This window comes from Ruegeria sp. F11 (assembly GCF_056533855.1).
This window is the reverse complement of the sequence record NZ_JBQFOW010000009.1, coordinates 78,602-93,775: the sequence shown is the minus strand read 5'-3', so window position 1 is coordinate 93,775 and position 15,174 is coordinate 78,602. Positions and strand designations below refer to the sequence as shown.

At 61.8% G+C, this 15,174-nt stretch carries 17 protein-coding genes; 4 read left to right on the top strand and 13 right to left on the bottom strand.

From position 1 onward, the window contains the following. The first annotated feature begins 69 nt into the window (after positions 1-69). The 3 genes from ACR0NJ_RS13345 (at position 70) to ACR0NJ_RS13335 (ending at position 3,027) form a co-directional block, all read left to right on the top strand. Positions 70-708 carry an acyl-homoserine-lactone synthase gene (locus ACR0NJ_RS13345; protein ID WP_480817628.1) on the top strand — a complete coding sequence of 213 codons (639 nt, stop codon included), beginning with the start codon at positions 70-72 and terminating at the stop codon, positions 706-708. A 61-nt stretch (positions 709-769) separates the two neighbouring features. Continuing rightward, complete coding sequence (locus ACR0NJ_RS13340) at positions 770-2,302, top strand: ATP-dependent DNA helicase (RefSeq protein ID WP_480817627.1); 1,533 nt, start codon at positions 770-772, stop codon at positions 2,300-2,302. Continuing rightward, positions 2,299-3,027 carry an SDR family oxidoreductase gene (locus ACR0NJ_RS13335; protein WP_480817626.1) on the top strand — a complete coding sequence of 243 codons (729 nt, stop codon included), beginning with the start codon at positions 2,299-2,301 and terminating at the stop codon, positions 3,025-3,027. Before ACR0NJ_RS13340 ends, ACR0NJ_RS13335 begins: the two co-directional genes overlap by 4 nt. Before the next feature lie 2 nt (positions 3,028-3,029). On the opposite strand, the gene ACR0NJ_RS13330 is transcribed toward ACR0NJ_RS13335, so the two are convergent. The 13 genes from ACR0NJ_RS13330 to ACR0NJ_RS13270 all read right to left on the bottom strand — a co-directional run bounded on the left by ACR0NJ_RS13330 (position 3,030) and on the right by ACR0NJ_RS13270 (position 13,992). Next, positions 3,030-3,797: a TIGR02186 family protein gene (locus ACR0NJ_RS13330; RefSeq protein ID WP_480817625.1), complete on the bottom strand. Its 768-nt coding sequence runs from the start codon at positions 3,795-3,797 to the stop codon at positions 3,030-3,032. Between the two features lie 2 nt (positions 3,798-3,799). Continuing rightward, complete coding sequence (locus tag ACR0NJ_RS13325) at positions 3,800-4,720, bottom strand: sulfite exporter TauE/SafE family protein (RefSeq protein ID WP_480817624.1); 921 nt, start codon at positions 4,718-4,720, stop codon at positions 3,800-3,802. Between the two features lie 248 nt (positions 4,721-4,968). Then, a complete protein-coding gene (locus tag ACR0NJ_RS13320; RefSeq protein ID WP_480817623.1) occupies positions 4,969-5,979 on the bottom strand; it encodes an ABC transporter permease in 1,011 nt (336 codons plus the stop codon). Further along, positions 5,979-7,073 carry an ABC transporter permease gene (locus tag ACR0NJ_RS13315; protein WP_480817622.1) on the bottom strand — a complete coding sequence of 365 codons (1,095 nt, stop codon included), beginning with the start codon at positions 7,071-7,073 and terminating at the stop codon, positions 5,979-5,981. The genes ACR0NJ_RS13320 and ACR0NJ_RS13315 overlap by 1 nt, the downstream gene beginning before the upstream one ends. A gap of 3 nt (positions 7,074-7,076) precedes the next feature. After that, positions 7,077-8,606 (bottom strand): ABC transporter ATP-binding protein, encoded by a 1,530-nt coding sequence (locus tag ACR0NJ_RS13310; RefSeq protein ID WP_480817621.1) that lies wholly within the window; start codon positions 8,604-8,606, stop codon positions 7,077-7,079. Positions 8,607-8,693: 87 nt separating this feature from the next. Continuing rightward, on the bottom strand, positions 8,694-9,692 hold the full coding sequence (locus tag ACR0NJ_RS13305; RefSeq protein ID WP_480817620.1) for a BMP family lipoprotein: 999 nt from the start codon (positions 9,690-9,692) through the stop codon (positions 8,694-8,696). 158 nt (positions 9,693-9,850) lie between these two features. Further along, positions 9,851-10,264, bottom strand: a complete 414-nt coding sequence (locus ACR0NJ_RS13300; protein ID WP_480817619.1) for a GNAT family N-acetyltransferase — start codon at positions 10,262-10,264, stop codon at positions 9,851-9,853. Further along, entirely contained in the window at positions 10,261-10,851 is a 591-nt protein-coding gene (tsaB, locus tag ACR0NJ_RS13295; protein ID WP_480817618.1) for a tRNA (adenosine(37)-N6)-threonylcarbamoyltransferase complex dimerization subunit type 1 TsaB, read from the bottom strand. The genes ACR0NJ_RS13300 and tsaB overlap by 4 nt, the downstream gene beginning before the upstream one ends. Then, positions 10,841-11,404, bottom strand: coding sequence for a NifU family protein (locus ACR0NJ_RS13290; RefSeq protein WP_480817617.1), 564 nt, complete (start codon positions 11,402-11,404; stop codon positions 10,841-10,843). The genes tsaB and ACR0NJ_RS13290 overlap by 11 nt, the downstream gene beginning before the upstream one ends. A gap of 70 nt (positions 11,405-11,474) precedes the next feature. Next, positions 11,475-12,068: a DsbA family protein gene (locus ACR0NJ_RS13285; RefSeq protein WP_480817616.1), complete on the bottom strand. Its 594-nt coding sequence runs from the start codon at positions 12,066-12,068 to the stop codon at positions 11,475-11,477. 9 nt (positions 12,069-12,077) lie between these two features. Next, entirely contained in the window at positions 12,078-12,533 is a 456-nt protein-coding gene (locus ACR0NJ_RS13280; RefSeq protein WP_480817615.1) for a universal stress protein, read from the bottom strand. Between the two features lie 75 nt (positions 12,534-12,608). After that, the gene (locus ACR0NJ_RS13275) at positions 12,609-13,472 is read right to left on the bottom strand and encodes a branched-chain amino acid aminotransferase (RefSeq protein WP_480817614.1); all 864 of its coding nucleotides are present in this window, start codon (positions 13,470-13,472) and stop codon (positions 12,609-12,611) included. Between the two features lie 58 nt (positions 13,473-13,530). Then, the gene (locus tag ACR0NJ_RS13270) at positions 13,531-13,992 is read right to left on the bottom strand and encodes an Lrp/AsnC family transcriptional regulator (protein WP_480817613.1); all 462 of its coding nucleotides are present in this window, start codon (positions 13,990-13,992) and stop codon (positions 13,531-13,533) included. 129 nt (positions 13,993-14,121) lie between these two features. Between ACR0NJ_RS13270 and ACR0NJ_RS13265 the strand changes: the two genes are divergently transcribed. Beyond that, complete coding sequence (locus ACR0NJ_RS13265; protein WP_480817612.1) at positions 14,122-15,171, top strand: Glu/Leu/Phe/Val family dehydrogenase; 1,050 nt, start codon at positions 14,122-14,124, stop codon at positions 15,169-15,171. The last annotated feature ends 3 nt before the right edge of the window (positions 15,172-15,174 follow it).

The window sequence follows — 15,174 nt, the reverse complement described above, 5'->3', positions numbered from 1 at the left end:
TCGAACGGGAAATTAACCACGCGCTTGTACCCCCTTCGTTCCTTCACAGGACGACAAGGGGAACAAGACATGTTGCGCTATCTCTATGCTGATGAGTTGCACAAATTTCCGGTATTGGCCGAGGGGATGTTCAGGGACCGGGCGGATCAGTTCAAAACCCGCTTGGGGTGGGATGTCCAGGTCAATGACAAGGGGGAAGAGCGGGATCAGTACGATGACCTCAACCCGCTTTACGTCATTTGGGAAGAAGCGGACGGCAGCCATGGCGGCTCGATGCGGGTTCTGCCGACGACCGGGCCGGTTATGGTTAATGAGGTCTTTGGCCACCTGACCGGCGGCAAACCGATCCACAGCCCTCTGATCTGGGAGGTGACGCGCTTCTGCCTGTCTCGCACCGCCAGTCCGCACACCGCCGGGGCCATCATGCTGAGCGGTGGCGAGATGATGGAAGGCTTCGGCCTGACCCACATCGCCGGCGTCTTCGACGCGCGCATGATCCGCATATATCGCCTGATCGGCTCTTCGCCCAAGGTTCTGGGCACCGAAGGCACCGGGCGTGATCAGATATCAGTGGGCCTGTGGCCCTATTCCGCCGACGATTGCAACCGCGTGGCCGAGCGTGCGGGCATCCCGCGCGAGCTGTCGCACCTGTGGTTCAACACCGCATTTGGCGCGGGTCGGCAACACCGGTTTGCGCTGTCTGCGTGAACGGCCGGATTTCGCAAATCCGCATCTGGTGAACGCTGGCGCGGCCCTGTAGGGTCGCGCCATGTCCTTGCCAAATGTGACTTTCTCTGACGATCAGGCCGCCGCTTTTGACAGCATTGCCGAGATGCTGCGCGCTGCCGGTGTTGACCTGGAAGATGACGCCCTGCTGAAGCTGCCGGGAGGCGGGAAGTCGGGCACAATGGCGGTGATCGGCAAGGCCGGTTCGGGCAAGACGCTGTTGCTGGCCGAGCTTTACAAGGCGTTGGCTGAGACGGGCGTCCAGATCGTCTCGGGCGATTTTGAAAGCCGGAAATCGCGGGATAAGCGCAGCCTTGCGATTTTGGCCCCGACCAACAAGGCCGCCAGCGTGTTGCGGTTGCGCGGCGTGCCTGCCACGACTATTCACCGCATTCTCTATACTCCGGTTTATGACCCGGAATATGAACGCATCGCTGAATGGCTGGCCGGCAATGACGACCGGCCCGAGATCGAAGGCCTGACCGATGAAGCGCTGGACCGGGCCGCTGCCTTTTACGCGAACAACAAGTCCATTCCGGGCGCTCTGGCCGCTGCCGGTCTGCGCGGATCGGACTTTATCACCGGCTGGAAACGCCGGGATGAGCCGCTGGATATCGGCTTTGTCGATGAGGCCTCGATGCTGGACGACCGGCAGTTCGAGGATCTGCAGGAAATCTTTCCCACCCTGCTGCTGTTCGGCGATCCGGCGCAGTTGGCCCCGGTCAATCAGTCCGGGTCGATGGTGTTTGAGGGCTTGCCCGATCCCCGCAAGCTGACCCTGCACCGGGTGCACCGGCAGGATGCGGACAACCCTATCCTCGATTTGGCGCACGAGCTGGCCGATCCGGCGATGGGGTTCGAGGATTTCGAACGTCTGGTCGAAGACACCGCCCGCCGCGATGATCGCGTGGTCTGGGGCCAGCGGGTCGAGGTTGACCTGATGGCCCGCAGCCCGGTTCTGGTTTGGCGCAACGCGACGCGCATTCGGTTGATCCAGGCCTTCCGTCAGGTGCACGGCGCGCCGGATACCGAGTTGCTGGAGGGCGAGCCGCTGATCTGCGACGGCATTGAATTGCCGTTGAAGCACCGGAAAAAGCGACTCGACCTTGAGGCGCGCGGCCTGATCAAGGGTGCTCAGGTCATCTATCTGGGGCCGGGGCGAAAGCCCGGCTTTTCCCGTCTGCACGTGATGGGGGCCGAGGACCCGCAGGTTAGCGCGGCCTCGATCGTGAAGATCGAAAAACCGGATGAAGAAGAGCCGTTCATTCCCTACGCGGCCCGCATGGGGGCCACATTCCTGCACGGCGCGGCGGTGACCATCCACAAGGCGCAGGGCTCGCAATGGGACACGGTGCAGGTCTTTGCCCCCGATATTTACGCCGCCGCCCGCATGGGCCGGACCGAGGCGGGCCAACCCTTGTGGAAACGGCTGGCTTATGTCGCCATCACCCGCGCGCAGGAACGGCTGATCTGGGTGGTGCGCAACCGGTTGGCGAAACCCACGCATCCGCTGCTGGTGGATGATCTGCGCGCGGTTCCTGCGGCGTCATTGACATTGGAGGCGGAAGAGACATGAAAACCATAATCGTAACCGGCGCAAGTTCCGGTATCGGGCGCGCCACGGCCGAGCTTTTTCTGGCCGAAGGCTGGACAGTTGGCCTGCTGGCGCGAAGCGAAGACAAGCTGACGGAAATGGCCAAGGCGCATTCGACCGCGATCCCTCTGGTCGCGGATGTGACCGACCCGGTTGCGGTTGCGCGGGCGTTCCGGTCCTTCTCGAACCGGGCCGACAGGCTGGACGTTCTGTTCAACAATGCGGGCATCTTCGCACCAGGCGGCAAGATCGACGAGATCGCGCTGGACGATTGGTATCAAAGCGTCAACGTCAACCTGAACGGCATGTTCCTGAGCGCGCGTGAGGCGTTTCGGATCATGCGCAACCAGAGCCCTCAGGGTGGGCGCATCATCAATAACGGGTCTATCGCCGCCCACGTGCCGCGCCCCAATTCGGTGCATTATTCGGCCACTAAACATGCGATCACCGGGCTGACCCGCAGCTTGTCGCTGGATGGGCGCGAGTTGAACATCGCCTGTGGTCAGATCGACATCGGCAATGCCCGCACGCCGATGGTTCAGGATCTGGTCGATACAGCAATTGCCGAGGGCAGAACGCCGGACCCTACGATGGCGGTCGAAGACGCGGCGCGCTCCGTTCTGCACATGGCCAACTTGCCGCCCGAGTCCAATGTTCAGTTCATGACGGTGATGGCCACGACCATGCCCTATATCGGTCGGGGCTAGCGTTACTTCTCGCGCAGCAAGCGGAACGCGGTCGAGGCCCCCCAACCGGCAGCGATGGCGATGACCAGAGACATCAGACCGTACCAGACCGGTTGCTGGCGGGACATGTTGTAAAGGAACCGCTCTAACCCGACTTTGCGGACGTCGATGGTGGTTTCGTATTGCGACACAACCTCTCCGCCCCGGGTCAGGAAAATACGCGCCTTGTAATCGCCTTCGGTCAGGTCGGCGGGCATGTCGATGGACGTGCGGAACAGGGTCTGTTCATCAACCGCGACGGTGTTTTCGCGGATCGAGTACAGGTGTTCATGTTCGCGGATGCGCACCACCGCCTCGGCAAAGTCCTGCGCCTCGCGAATATGCATGGCCGCGCCGACCGAACGGATGGCGCGTTCGATGGATATCCGATAGCGCAAGTCTTCGGTATCGGTGAGGATCTCTTTGAACGGACCGCTGGTTGCGACGGCATAAAAACTGGGGGCCGAGTCGACCAGAACACTGTCGGCATTGACCCATATCCCCAGCTTGCGTTCCTTGCGCCGCACCATCACCGGCTCGGAAGGGCCAGCGACGGCCACGATGACCTCAAGCGGGGGGCCGGACGGGATCGGGGCCTCGCGTTTGATGGCGCCGAAAATCAGGATTTCCGAGCCGTCGAAATTTGCGGTGATGGCCACACGGTCCTGGCTCAGGCCCAGAACAACCTGTTCGTCCACCGCAAGGGCCGGTTGGCCCAGCAGGCACAAAAGGGCAATGAGCGCGCGCAGCATCCTCAGTGCCCTCCCTCGGACCCAAGCGAGAACAGCTCGGACGGTTCAAGCAGCAAATCCAGCGCCAGTTTTCCGCAGACGACCAGAACCAGCGCCGCCAGCAGCACGCGCAGTTGCTCGGCCGGCATGCGCGAGCCGATCACGGTGCCGAACTGCGCCCCTACGACGCCACCGATCAGCAGCAGAACCGCCAGAACCACATCCACCGTGTAGTTCGTGGTGGCGTGCAGCATGGTCGTAAAAGCGGTCACGAAGATGATCTGAAACAGCGAGGTGCCGACAACCACTTTGGTCGGCATGCCCAGCAGATAGATCATCGCAGGCACCATGATGAAGCCGCCGCCCACACCCATGATGGCCGACAGGACACCGACGCACAGACCGACCAGAACCGGCGGGATGACCGAGATATACAGCCCCGATGTCCGAAACCGCATCTTGAACGGCATCGCGTGCACCCAGCCCCGCTGCCGCCGCTTTGGCGGTGCGCCGCCGCCTTTCTTGGCCTTGCGCAGCGTGCGCAGGCTTTCGACGAACATCAGGCTGCCGATGACCCCAAGGAAGACGACGTAGCACAGCGTGACCAGCAGATCGACCTGACCCAGGCTTTTGAGGTAGTTGAACACAACCACCCCCAACGCGGCCCCGATCAGCCCCCCGATCAGCAGGACCGTTCCCATCCTGAAATCCACAGTTCTTCGTCGGAAATGTGCCAGCACGCCCGAGAAGGACGAGGCCACAATCTGGTTGGCCTCGGTCGCAACGGCGACGGCGGGGGGGATGCCGATGAAGAACAAAAGCGGCGTCATCAGAAAGCCGCCGCCAACCCCGAACATGCCCGAAAGGATGCCCACCATACCGCCGAGCCCCAACAGCAAAAAGGCGTTCACAGAGACTTCGGCGATCGGAAGGTAAATCTGCATAGTGTCTCTTAACCAAGCCCTGAACCGGCGGGGGGCGCGGCAAAGCTGAATCCAAAATTGTTACAGGCGGCATGCAAATAGCGCCGCGGTTCGGGGGGTGCGCAACCCGCCTTACCCAGATGCTTTTTGAACCCGAATGGCAAAGGGGACACACGCATACCCCTTTAGAACGGTTGCGACATGCAAAATCAACACTGCATGCCGCTCTGCAGCGAACAGGACCGAATTTTGGTTCGGAACTGGACTTATCACCGTTCCTTTACGTAGGGCTCCCCGCCCGCGCGCGGCGGGATGGCCTTGCCCACGAAGCCTGCCAGAATCACCACGGTTAGAATGTAGGGCAGGGCGTCCATGACCTGCACCGGAATGATCACGCCGCCCAGGTCGATGTTCTGGAATCGCAGCGCCACCGCCTGCAGCAGCCCGAACAACAGGCAAGCCCCCATGGCATGCCATGGCCGCCATTTCGCGAAGATCAACGCCGCCAGCGCGATAAAGCCTCGGCCTGCGGTCATTTCCTTGACGAACCCGGCTTGCAGGGCGGTTGCCAGATACGCCCCGGCGATACCGCACAGCACACCGCAAATGGCGACGGCGGCATAGCGCAGGCCGACCACCGACACACCGGCGGTATCCACCGCTGCGGGGTTTTCGCCCACGGCGCGCAAGCGCAGGCCGAACCGGGTGCGGAACAGGATCCACCAGGTGAGCGGCACCATCAGGAAGGCGGCATAAACAAGAATCGAGTGCCCGGACAGCAGTTCGGAATAAATCAACTGGAGCGGGTTCGCCTCGGACATCAGGTCCGAGACCGAACGTCCGCTCAGTTCCGCGTCCTCGGGGCCAATGGCATAGGGAAACTCGGCGGATTCAAAGCGCCCGCCGCCAAACAGCGACGGGGTGCGCCCCCCCTGCTGGAACCAGCTTTGGGCAATCAACACCGTCAGGCCAGAGGCCAGAAAGTTGATCGCCACGCCCGAGATCAATTGATTGCCCCGGAACGTGATAGAGGCGAACCCGTGCAGCGCCGACAAAACCAACGAGGCCGCGATGCCTGCCAGCAGACCCAGCCAGACCGACCCGGTCACGGCGGCCACGGCGGCAGAGAAGAAGGCCGACATCAGCATCTTGCCCTCAAGCCCGATGTCGAAAATGCCCGCGCGTTCGGAATAAAGACCGGCCAGACAGGCCAGTAGCAACGGCGTGGCCAGACGGATGGTCGAATCGAGGATCTGGATGAGTGTTAAGAAAAACTCCATCACTCTGCCCCTTTCCGCAGGCTCAGAAACAGCTTCTCAAGCGGCATGCGCACCATATTGTCCAGCGCTCCGGTGAACAGGATCACCAACGCCTGAATCACCACGATCAGCTCGCGCGGGATCGAGGTCCAAAGCGCCAGTTCCGCGCCGCCCTGATACAGGAACCCGAACAGCAGTGCCGCCAGAAACACGCCGAAGGGATGCGATCGCCCCATCAACGCCACGGCAATTCCGATAAAGCCCGCCCCTTCGGTCGAGTTCAGGACCAGCCGCTCTGCCTCACCCATCACGTTGTTGATCGCCATCAGACCGGCCAGCGCGCCCGATATCAGCATGGCGATGATGGTGATCCGAACCGGTGAGATGCCCGCATAGACCGCGCCGGTTTCCGAATGGCCATAGGCGCGGATTTCATAGCCCAGCCGGGTGCGCCAGATCAGCGCCCAGACGACGACACAGGCCAGGATCGCCACAAAGAACGAGATATTGGCAGGTGCCCCCCGGAACATCACGTTTTCAGCGGTCGAGAACATTGACTGGAAGGTCGGTAGATGCACAGCCTCGGGGAACCGCGCTGTGGCCGGGTCCTGCGAGCCCTGCGGGCGCATCACGTTGACCAGCATGTAGTTCAGGAAAGCGGCCGCGATGAAGTTGAACATGATCGTGGTTATCACGATATGGCTGCCGCGCTTGGCCTGCAGATAGGCCGGGATCGCCGCCCATGCTGCGCCAAAGATCATCGACCCGATACAGGCGGCCAGCAGGGCGATGCTCCAATGTGGCCATGGGATGTACAGGCAGACCATCGCAACGCCCAGCCCGCCCAGCATCGCCTGACCCTCGCCGCCGATGTTGAACAGCCGGGCGTGAAAGGCCACGGCCACCGCCAGCCCGGTGAACATGAAATTGGTGGCGTAATACAGCGTGTAGCCCCAGCCATAGGTCGACCCCAACGCGCCGGTGACCATCAGGTTCACCGCCTCGACCGGGTTTTCACCGATGGCGAGGATCACCAGCGCTGAAAGGATGGCGGCCAGGATCAGACTGATCAGCGGGATCAGAACCACATCGGCCCATTTTGGCATCTTATCCATATCTTACGCGGCCTCACCCGCAACACCGGCCATCAGCAGGCCCAGTTCTTTCTCATCCGTCTCGTCGGGCAGGCGCTCGCCCATGATATGCCCGTCAAACATCACTGCGATCCGGTCGGACAGCGAGAAGATTTCCTCCAGTTCCACCGAGACCAGCAGGATCGCCTTGCCCTGGTCGCGCAGGGCGACGATCTGTTTGTGAATGAACTCAATCGCACCGATATCCACGCCGCGCGTCGGTTGGCCGACCAGCAGCAGGTCGGGGTTGCGCTCGATCTCGCGCGCGACGACGATCTTCTGCTGGTTACCGCCTGAAAAGCTTTTGGCCGCTAACCAGCCATTCGGGGGGCGGACGTCGAATTTCTCGATCTTGGCGTCTGTGTCGGCGCGCAGGGCGGCGTTGTCCATGAAAATGCCGCGCTTGTAAGCGGGGTCGCGGTGATAGCCAAAGGCGACGTTTTCCCAGGCGTGAAAATCCATGATCAGGCCTTCGCGTTGGCGATCCTCGGGCACATGGGCAATGCCCTGCGCCCGTCGTGCCTGCCCGTCTGATCCCTGCCCGCTGAGGGCCAGCGGTGCGCCGTTCAGCCGGATTGTGCCCTGACCGGGGCGCATCCCGCCCAGAACTTCCAGCAGTTCCGACTGACCGTTTCCGGCAACTCCGGCAATGCCCACGATCTCACCGGCGCGGACGGTCAGGTCGATGCCTTTGACCCGCTCAACCCCGGCCTGATCGAACACGCGCAGGTTTTCGACCTCGAGAACCGGCTTGCCCGGCCGCGCGGGTACCTTGTCGACCTGCAGCAGCACCTTGCGTCCCACCATCAGCTCGGCGAGATGTTCGGGGCTGTTCTCGGAGGTTTTGACCGTGGCCGTCATCTCACCCCGGCGCATCACCGACACGGTGTCGGTGTTTTCCATGATCTCGCGCAGTTTATGCGTGATCACGATGATCGTCTTGCCCTCGGACCGCAGCCGGTCGAGGATGCGGAACAGCTGATCCGCCTCGGCGGGGGTCAGCACGCCGGTGGGCTCGTCAAGGATCAGAATCTCGGCCTTGCGGTACAGCGCCTTGAGGATCTCGACCCGCTGCTGCATGCCCACGCCGATCTCGTCGATGCGCTTGTCGGGGTCGACGAACAGCTCGTATTCTTCCTCGAGCTCTTTCAGTTCTTTCCGGGCCTTGGCCAGCGACGGGGCCAGCAGCCCGCCATCCTCGGCCCCCAGAACGATGTTCTCCAGAACGGTGAAGTTTTCCACCAGTTTGAAATGCTGGAACACCATCCCGATACCCGCAGCAATCGCCGCCTGGCTGTCGGGGATGTCTGTCCGGGTCCCGTTGATCCAGATCTCGCCTTTATCAGCCTTGTAGAAGCCGTAGAGGATGCTCATCAGCGTGGATTTGCCCGCGCCATTCTCACCGATGATCCCGTGGATCGTACCCGGGGCGACGCTGATCGAGATGTCTTTGTTGGCCTGAACCGGCCCAAAGGCTTTGGAAATCCCTTTGAGCTCAATGGCGGGGACGGTCATGTCTTGTCCTCAGTTGCCGAAAGGGCCGCGCCGATCGCGGCTGAGTGGAAGGCAGGGCGGAGGCCGAAGCCCCCGCCCTGCATGAGATCAGAACTGCAGTGCCGGGCAGCTGTCGTTCTCGTAGTAGCTGACGACGGAAATGTCGCCATCAATGATGCCCTTGCGCGCGGCATCAACCGCATCGCTCATCTGAACCGTGACAAGCTCTTTGTTGTTGTCGTCCATGGCGACGCCAACGCCATCTTCGGCCAGACCCATGGTGAACACGCCGGTTTCAACACTGTCACCTGCCTTCATGGCCTCGTAAACGGCAACGTCCACGCGTTTCAGCATCGAGGTCAGGACCTTGCCGGGGTGCAGGTGGTTCTGGTTGCTGTCCACGCCGATCGACAGGATACCTTCGTCGGCGGCGGTCTGCAGAACGCCCACGCCGGTGCCGCCTGCGGCAGCATAGATCACGTCAGCGCCCTGGCTGATCTGCGCCTTGGTCAGTTCAGACCCCTTCACCGGGTCATTCCAAGCAGCCGGCGTGGTGCCGGTCATGTTGGCGACCACGTTGATATCCGGATTAACCGCCTTGGCCCCTTGTGCGTAGCCGCAGCCGAAATGGCGGATCAGCGGAACGTCCATACCGCCGATGAAGCCGACGGTGCCCGATTTCGAGGCCATCGCGGCCATCATGCCAACCAGGTACGAACCCTCATGCTCGGCAAAGCCCACCTGGCGCACGTTCGGCGCGTCCAGCCATGTCACATCGACCACAACAAAAGTGGTGTCAGGGTAGTCCGGGGCAACGGCGCCGAGCGGATCAGCCATGCCAAAACCCATGGTGATGATCGGGTTCGAACCGGCCTCGGCGAAACGGCGCAGGGCCTGTTCACGCTGGGCTTCGGATTGCATTTCGATCTCGCGGTAAGTGCCGCCGGTCTCGTCCGCCCAACGCTTCGCGCCATTATAGGCGGCTTCGTTGAACGACTTGTCGAACTTTCCGCCCAGGTCAAAAATCAGGGCCGGTTCGGCCAAAGCTGCGCCAGCCGTCATTGCAACCGCAGCGGCCGCGCCCATCAAAGATTTCATCAGGGTCATTTGATACTCCCGTTGGTTTTTGTCGGTTCCGGGCCAAGATAGCCCCGTTTACCCACTCAGAGCGAGCATAACCGTTGTGATGGCGGGAATTAAGGACGTTTGCAACAGGAAGGGTCAAATGGTTTTTGACCAGATGGTCGAAAAACATGAATTTGCTGTCAGGGTAGGTTGCGTTCCATGACGATGGCATCACAGTTTTCGCCGGTTTTGCGGGCGTAGTAGCCTTTGCGCAGGCCGCAGGGGCTATAATTGCAGCGTTTATACAGTGCGATGGCGGCAGAATTGTCTGCCGCTACGTCAAGAAACGCGCGGCGCGCGCCCAGCTCTGCAGCATGCGCATGCCAGGTTTCCATGCAGCGTCGTGCCAAACCTTGCCGCTGATGGGCGGGGTGAGTCGCGATAGTCAGCAACTCGGCCTCATCCGCGATGACCTGGAACAGGGCGAAGGCGTGTGAGTCGCCCACCGCATGAGTGAAACGGTTGGCCAAGAGTTCGGTGAATTCCTCAGTCGTCCACGGGCGCGCCTGCGTGAAAGCGGCGGCGTGGATCAGGGCCATCTCCTGCGGGGTCATCCGTCCAGAAGCGCCGGGGGCACATCGCTGGACGGCGCGGCATCCGCCGGGCGCACATAAAGCGGGGCCGGAGGGGTTTGCGTATCAGACCAGCGCTGTGCGGCAATCCGGGCGATGGCCTGCGCCTGTCGGGTCGGGTCGTTGTTGAAATAGAGGGTTCCCAATAATTCCGCGTCGGCCTTCGGTAGCAGGCGCGGCGCAGTCTCGGGCATCTGCACATAGACCTGATCGCGCGGTGCGGAAATGGCGGCAAGCTGCCCTTGAGGGGCAAGCTCGGTGAGGGCGTCGAACCCCGAGACGCCAACCGCCGGAACGCCCAGCCCAAGGGCAAGACCCCGCGCCGCCGAGACCGAGATGCGGATGCCGGTGAAGTTACCGGGGCCGACGCCAACGCCGATCGCGTTCAGATCCCGCCATGTGCAATCTGCCTCGGCCAACACCTCTTCCAGCAGGGGCATCAGCCGTTCCGCCTGCCCGCGCGACATTGCCTCGGCGCGGGAGATCACGATGTCACCTCCCCGCAACAAAGCGGCCGCGCAATGCGCGGCCGATGTGTCGAATGCCAATATCGTTGCGTCAGACGGCAACGGGGCGCACCTCGGTCACTTCGGGGATGTAGTGGCGCAGCAGGTTCTCGATGCCCATTTTCAGCGTCAGAGTCGAAGACGGGCAGCCGGCACAAGCCCCCTGCATGTGCAGATAGACCACGCCGCGATCAAACCCGTGGAAGGTGATGTCGCCGCCGTCCTGAGCCACCGCCGGACGTACGCGACTGTCCAGCAGGTCTTTGATCTGGTTGACGATTTCAACATCCTCACCGGTATGTTCGGCATGGCCCGAGGCGGTTTCGGCTCCAGCACCCATGACCGGCTGACCGGACTGGTAGTGCTCCATCACGGCCCCAAGGATCGCGGGTTTGATATGGTCCCAATCCACGCCATCAGCTTTGGTCACGGTGACGAAATCATTGCCGAAAAACACGCCGGTGACGCCGTTGACCGAAAAGATGCGCTTGGCGAGCGGGGATTTTTCCCCGGCCTCGGCGGTTGGAAAGTCCGCAGTTCCGGCCTCAAGCACCGTTTGGCCGGGCAAAAACTTCAGGGTCGCCGGGTTCGGGGTGGATTCGGTCTGAATGAACATGAGGACAGCTCCGTCTAAGGTGCCCCTGATATGCGGGCAGGCGCTTGGGAAGTCAAGATTTGGAACGGTTCTAAAGTGATGCGGCGTGATTTATTGCGCTCTCAAGCCGGTCATCGCCCCAGAACAGCTCGCCGCCGACCAGAAAGCTGGGTGCGCCGAACAGGTCGTTTTCCTTGGCGCGCGTGGTCTGATCAAACAAGGCGGCTTTGATCACCGGGTCCTTTGCACGCTCCATCAGGTCCAAAGGCAAACCCGCTGTGCCCAGGCAATCGCCAAGCACATCGACATCCGAGATGATCCGGCCTTGCCCAAACTCCGCCGCGTAAACCGCCCGCACGAATGCCGCGCGGTGGTCGGCATGGTCAATCGCCAGGGTCAGGCGCGCCGCGTGCAGGCCGTTTTGCGGAAAAGGATCGGGCTGGTGGAACGGCAACCCCCGTTCGGCGCATAAGCGTTCCATGTCGCGCCACATATAACGCCCCTTGGCGGGGTAGATGTTGAACGGAGAGTTATTCCACCCCTGTTCGGCAAAGATCGGCCCCAGCAAGAACGGTTGCCAGTCAATGGAAACACCCTTGTCCGCCGCAAGCCGTTCGATGCGCATCGCGCTCAGATAGGAATAGGTCGAGGCAAATTCGAACCAGAACTGAACCGTTGCGCCCATCGCCAGACCTCAGGTGATTTCTTCCAGCTTTTCCTTACTCAGATCACCGGGCACGATGGTGATCGGAATCGGCAGGCTGCCCGAGTTGCGCGTCAACTGCGTGACCAGAGGGCCGGGGCCTTTCTTGTCGGTGCCGGCCCCCAGAACCAGAACGCCGATTTCCGAGTCGGACTGAACGTGTTCGATGATCTGCGGAACCGGGTCGCCCTCGCGGATGGCCAGTTCGGGTTCCACGCTCTGCTTGTCGCGCATCCATTTCGCAAACACCTCGAAATGGGCGTGTATACGTTCGCGCGCTTCTTCGCGCATGACCTCGGCGACGCCGATCCAGTGATTGAACTCATCGGGGGGAATGACCGACAGGATCGTCACACCACCGCCGGTATGGGCTGCGCGCATCGCGGCAAAGCGCATGGCGTTCAGGCATTCGCGGCTGTCATCCAGAACTACTAGGAACTTGCGCATGGGTGTCCTCTGATCTTTCGAGGATCATGCCCGACCGCGTGCGGGCTGGCAACTCGGGCGATCCCGCCGCCTTTTCTAGCGTTCGCTGGCCGCCCAATCCCAATAAAGCGCGCGGGCGCGGCGGGCGATAGGGCCAATCTGGAATTGCGTGTCGTCCAACGCCGTGACCGGAGTGATCTTGTTCATGTTGCCGGACATGAACACCTCATCGGCTTTGTGGAAATCGTCGAAGCTGAGGATCTTTTCGTACACCGTCACGCCATCGGCGCGCAGGTTTTCGATGTGGCGCGCACGGGTGATCCCGGCCAGGAAGGTGCCGTTGGGGACCGGGGTGAAAACCTCGCCATCGCGTACCATGAAGATGTTGGCGGTTGCGGTTTCGGCCACATGCCCCATCGCATCGGCAACCAAAGCGTTGTTGAACCCTTTGGACCGCGCCTCAGTCAGCATCCGCGCGTTGTTGGGGTAGAGGCACCCGGCCTTGGCGTTCACAACGGCGTTTTCCAGAACCGGTCGCCGGAATCGCGTGGTCGTCAAAGTGGCAGACGCGGTTTCCGGTGCCATTGGGATCTCTTCAAGGCAGATCGCAAACCCGGTGCTGTTTTCCTGCGGGACGATGGCCGTACGGTCGCCATCGATGCCCCAGTACATCGGGCGGATATAGACCGCCGAATCGGGCGCGTAACCCTGTAACCCCTCGCGGACCAGATCGACGATTTGTTCTGCCGTCACGGTGGGGGTCAGCATCAGCGCCTCGGCCGACCGATTCACACGGGCGCAGTGGGCCAGCAGGTCGGGGGCCAGGCCTTCGAAAAACCGGGCGCCGTCGAACACCGAGGACCCCAGCCATGCACCGTGATCTGCCGCACGCATGATCGGGGCATCCCCGTCATGCCATTGGCCTTCGAAATATGTCCGGATATTTTTGCCTACTGCCATGATCCCCTCCGCCTATTCTGGCGAAACCTAGGAGCGCGCGGCTGAGACGTCCAGAGGATTATCCCACCGGCAGCGGAAGGGCCTCGCGTTTGACCATGGTGCGCAGGGCAAAGTTCGAGCGCAGGTTGCGTATGCCCCGTATCTGCATCAGCCGCTGTTCCAGAAACGCATCAAAGGCTTTCAGGTCCCGGGCCACGACCCGCAGAAGGATGTCCCGCGACCCGGTCATGAGGTAGCATTCCATCACCTCATCGCAGCGGCGGATGGCCTTTTCGAACGAGTCGATGGCGGATCGGTCCTGCTTTTCCAGTTCAACCGAGATAAAGATCGTGACCCCGTAGCCCAGCAATTCGGGATCGACCTGCGCTGCATAGCCCGTAATCAACCCGTCGCGCTGCAACCGGTCCAGCCGTCTGGCGCAGGGGGTCGGGGACAGGCCGACGTGATCGGCCAGATCAATGACGGTCATGCGACCATCTTTCTGCAATGCGCGTACTATTTTTCTGTCAATCGTATCCATAGAGAAATTCTCCAACTAATCCTGCCAATGTAGAGTAATCCCCTAAACCCGGTCAACACGAAGGCGTGCATTGGCGAAATCCGTTCTGAATTTCATGGCAGACTCGGCCCAAATCCTCGGAGGAGAGCTATGGAAATCACCCGAATCGACGCGCCGGGACATGAGCGTGTGGTTGAATTCAAAGATGCGGCGTGCGGTCTGTTGGGCTATGTCGCAATTCACTCGACCCAGTTGGGCCCGGCTGCGGGTGGCGTTCGGATGCGCTCCTATGGACACCCCGCAGAGGCGCTGAATGACGCCCTGCGCCTGTCGCGGGGCATGACCTTCAAGAACGCGGCGGCGGACCTGCCGCTGGGGGGCGGCAAAGCGGTGATCATCGGCGATCCGGCCTTGGATAAATCTCCGCAACTGCTGCGGGCCTTCGGGCGCGCGGTTCAGCATCTGGACGGCCAGTACTGGACTGCCGAGGATATGGGCATGACCCCCGCTGACATGGCGCAGATCGGGTCCGAGACCAATTTTGTCGCCGGACTGTCCGAGGGCGATTTCGCCAGCGGCGATCCCTCACCCATCACGGCGCGGGGCATCTTCAATGCGATCCGTATCGCGGCGGCGCATCGGTTTGGCTCGGCGGATCTGACGGGATACACGGTCTCGGTTCAGGGGCTGGGCAATGTCGGCTGGCATCTGTGCAGCCTGCTGCATGACAGCGGCGCGCACCTGATTGTCACCGATATCGACCCGCAGCAGATGGCGCGCGCCAAGGAGCGCTTTGGGGCGACATTGGTGGAAACGCATGAGATTTATGGAGTGGATGCCGATGTCTTCGCGCCCTGCGCGATCGGCGGCGTTCTGAACGACTCCAGCATCCCCCTGCTTCAGGTCGGGGCCGTTGCAGGCGGCGCGAACAACCAACTGGCCACCGATGCGGATGCAGACCGGCTGCACGCGCGGGGCATTCTGTATGCGCCGGATTTCGTGGCAAATGGCGGCGGGATCGTGAATGTCGCCACCGAAATCCTGCAGGTCGCCGAGCGGGAGGCCTGGGTGAACCGCAGGCTGCAGGCGCTTGAGCAGACGATGGACCGTATCCTGACCCGTGCCCGGGCGGAAACGGTCAGCCCGCACAAGGTGGCGGAATCCATTGTTGAAGAAGTTCTGCGCCCACAGGCGGCATAAGTA

Bases quoted from the DNA above. Each gene is read 5' to 3' on its own strand.
- ACR0NJ_RS13345 (WP_480817628.1), top strand. From the start codon at position 70: ATGTTGCGCTATCTCTATGCTGATGAGTTGCACAAATTTCCGGTATTG.
- ACR0NJ_RS13340 (WP_480817627.1), top strand. From the start codon at position 770: ATGTCCTTGCCAAATGTGACTTTCTCTGACGATCAGGCCGCCGCTTTT.
- ACR0NJ_RS13335 (WP_480817626.1), top strand. From the start codon at position 2,299: ATGAAAACCATAATCGTAACCGGCGCAAGTTCCGGTATCGGGCGCGCC.
- ACR0NJ_RS13330 (WP_480817625.1), bottom strand. From the start codon at position 3,797: ATGCTGCGCGCGCTCATTGCCCTTTTGTGCCTGCTGGGCCAACCGGCC.
- ACR0NJ_RS13325 (WP_480817624.1), bottom strand. From the start codon at position 4,720: ATGCAGATTTACCTTCCGATCGCCGAAGTCTCTGTGAACGCCTTTTTG.
- ACR0NJ_RS13320 (WP_480817623.1), bottom strand. From the start codon at position 5,979: ATGGAGTTTTTCTTAACACTCATCCAGATCCTCGATTCGACCATCCGT.
- ACR0NJ_RS13315 (WP_480817622.1), bottom strand. From the start codon at position 7,073: ATGGATAAGATGCCAAAATGGGCCGATGTGGTTCTGATCCCGCTGATC.
- ACR0NJ_RS13310 (WP_480817621.1), bottom strand. From the start codon at position 8,606: ATGACCGTCCCCGCCATTGAGCTCAAAGGGATTTCCAAAGCCTTTGGG.
- ACR0NJ_RS13305 (WP_480817620.1), bottom strand. From the start codon at position 9,692: ATGACCCTGATGAAATCTTTGATGGGCGCGGCCGCTGCGGTTGCAATG.
- ACR0NJ_RS13300 (WP_480817619.1), bottom strand. From the start codon at position 10,264: ATGACCCCGCAGGAGATGGCCCTGATCCACGCCGCCGCTTTCACGCAG.
- ACR0NJ_RS13290 (WP_480817617.1), bottom strand. From the start codon at position 11,404: ATGTTCATTCAGACCGAATCCACCCCGAACCCGGCGACCCTGAAGTTT.
- ACR0NJ_RS13285 (WP_480817616.1), bottom strand. From the start codon at position 12,068: ATGGGCGCAACGGTTCAGTTCTGGTTCGAATTTGCCTCGACCTATTCC.
- ACR0NJ_RS13280 (WP_480817615.1), bottom strand. From the start codon at position 12,533: ATGCGCAAGTTCCTAGTAGTTCTGGATGACAGCCGCGAATGCCTGAAC.
- ACR0NJ_RS13275 (WP_480817614.1), bottom strand. From the start codon at position 13,472: ATGGCAGTAGGCAAAAATATCCGGACATATTTCGAAGGCCAATGGCAT.
- ACR0NJ_RS13270 (WP_480817613.1), bottom strand. From the start codon at position 13,992: ATGGATACGATTGACAGAAAAATAGTACGCGCATTGCAGAAAGATGGT.
- ACR0NJ_RS13265 (WP_480817612.1), top strand. From the start codon at position 14,122: ATGGAAATCACCCGAATCGACGCGCCGGGACATGAGCGTGTGGTTGAA.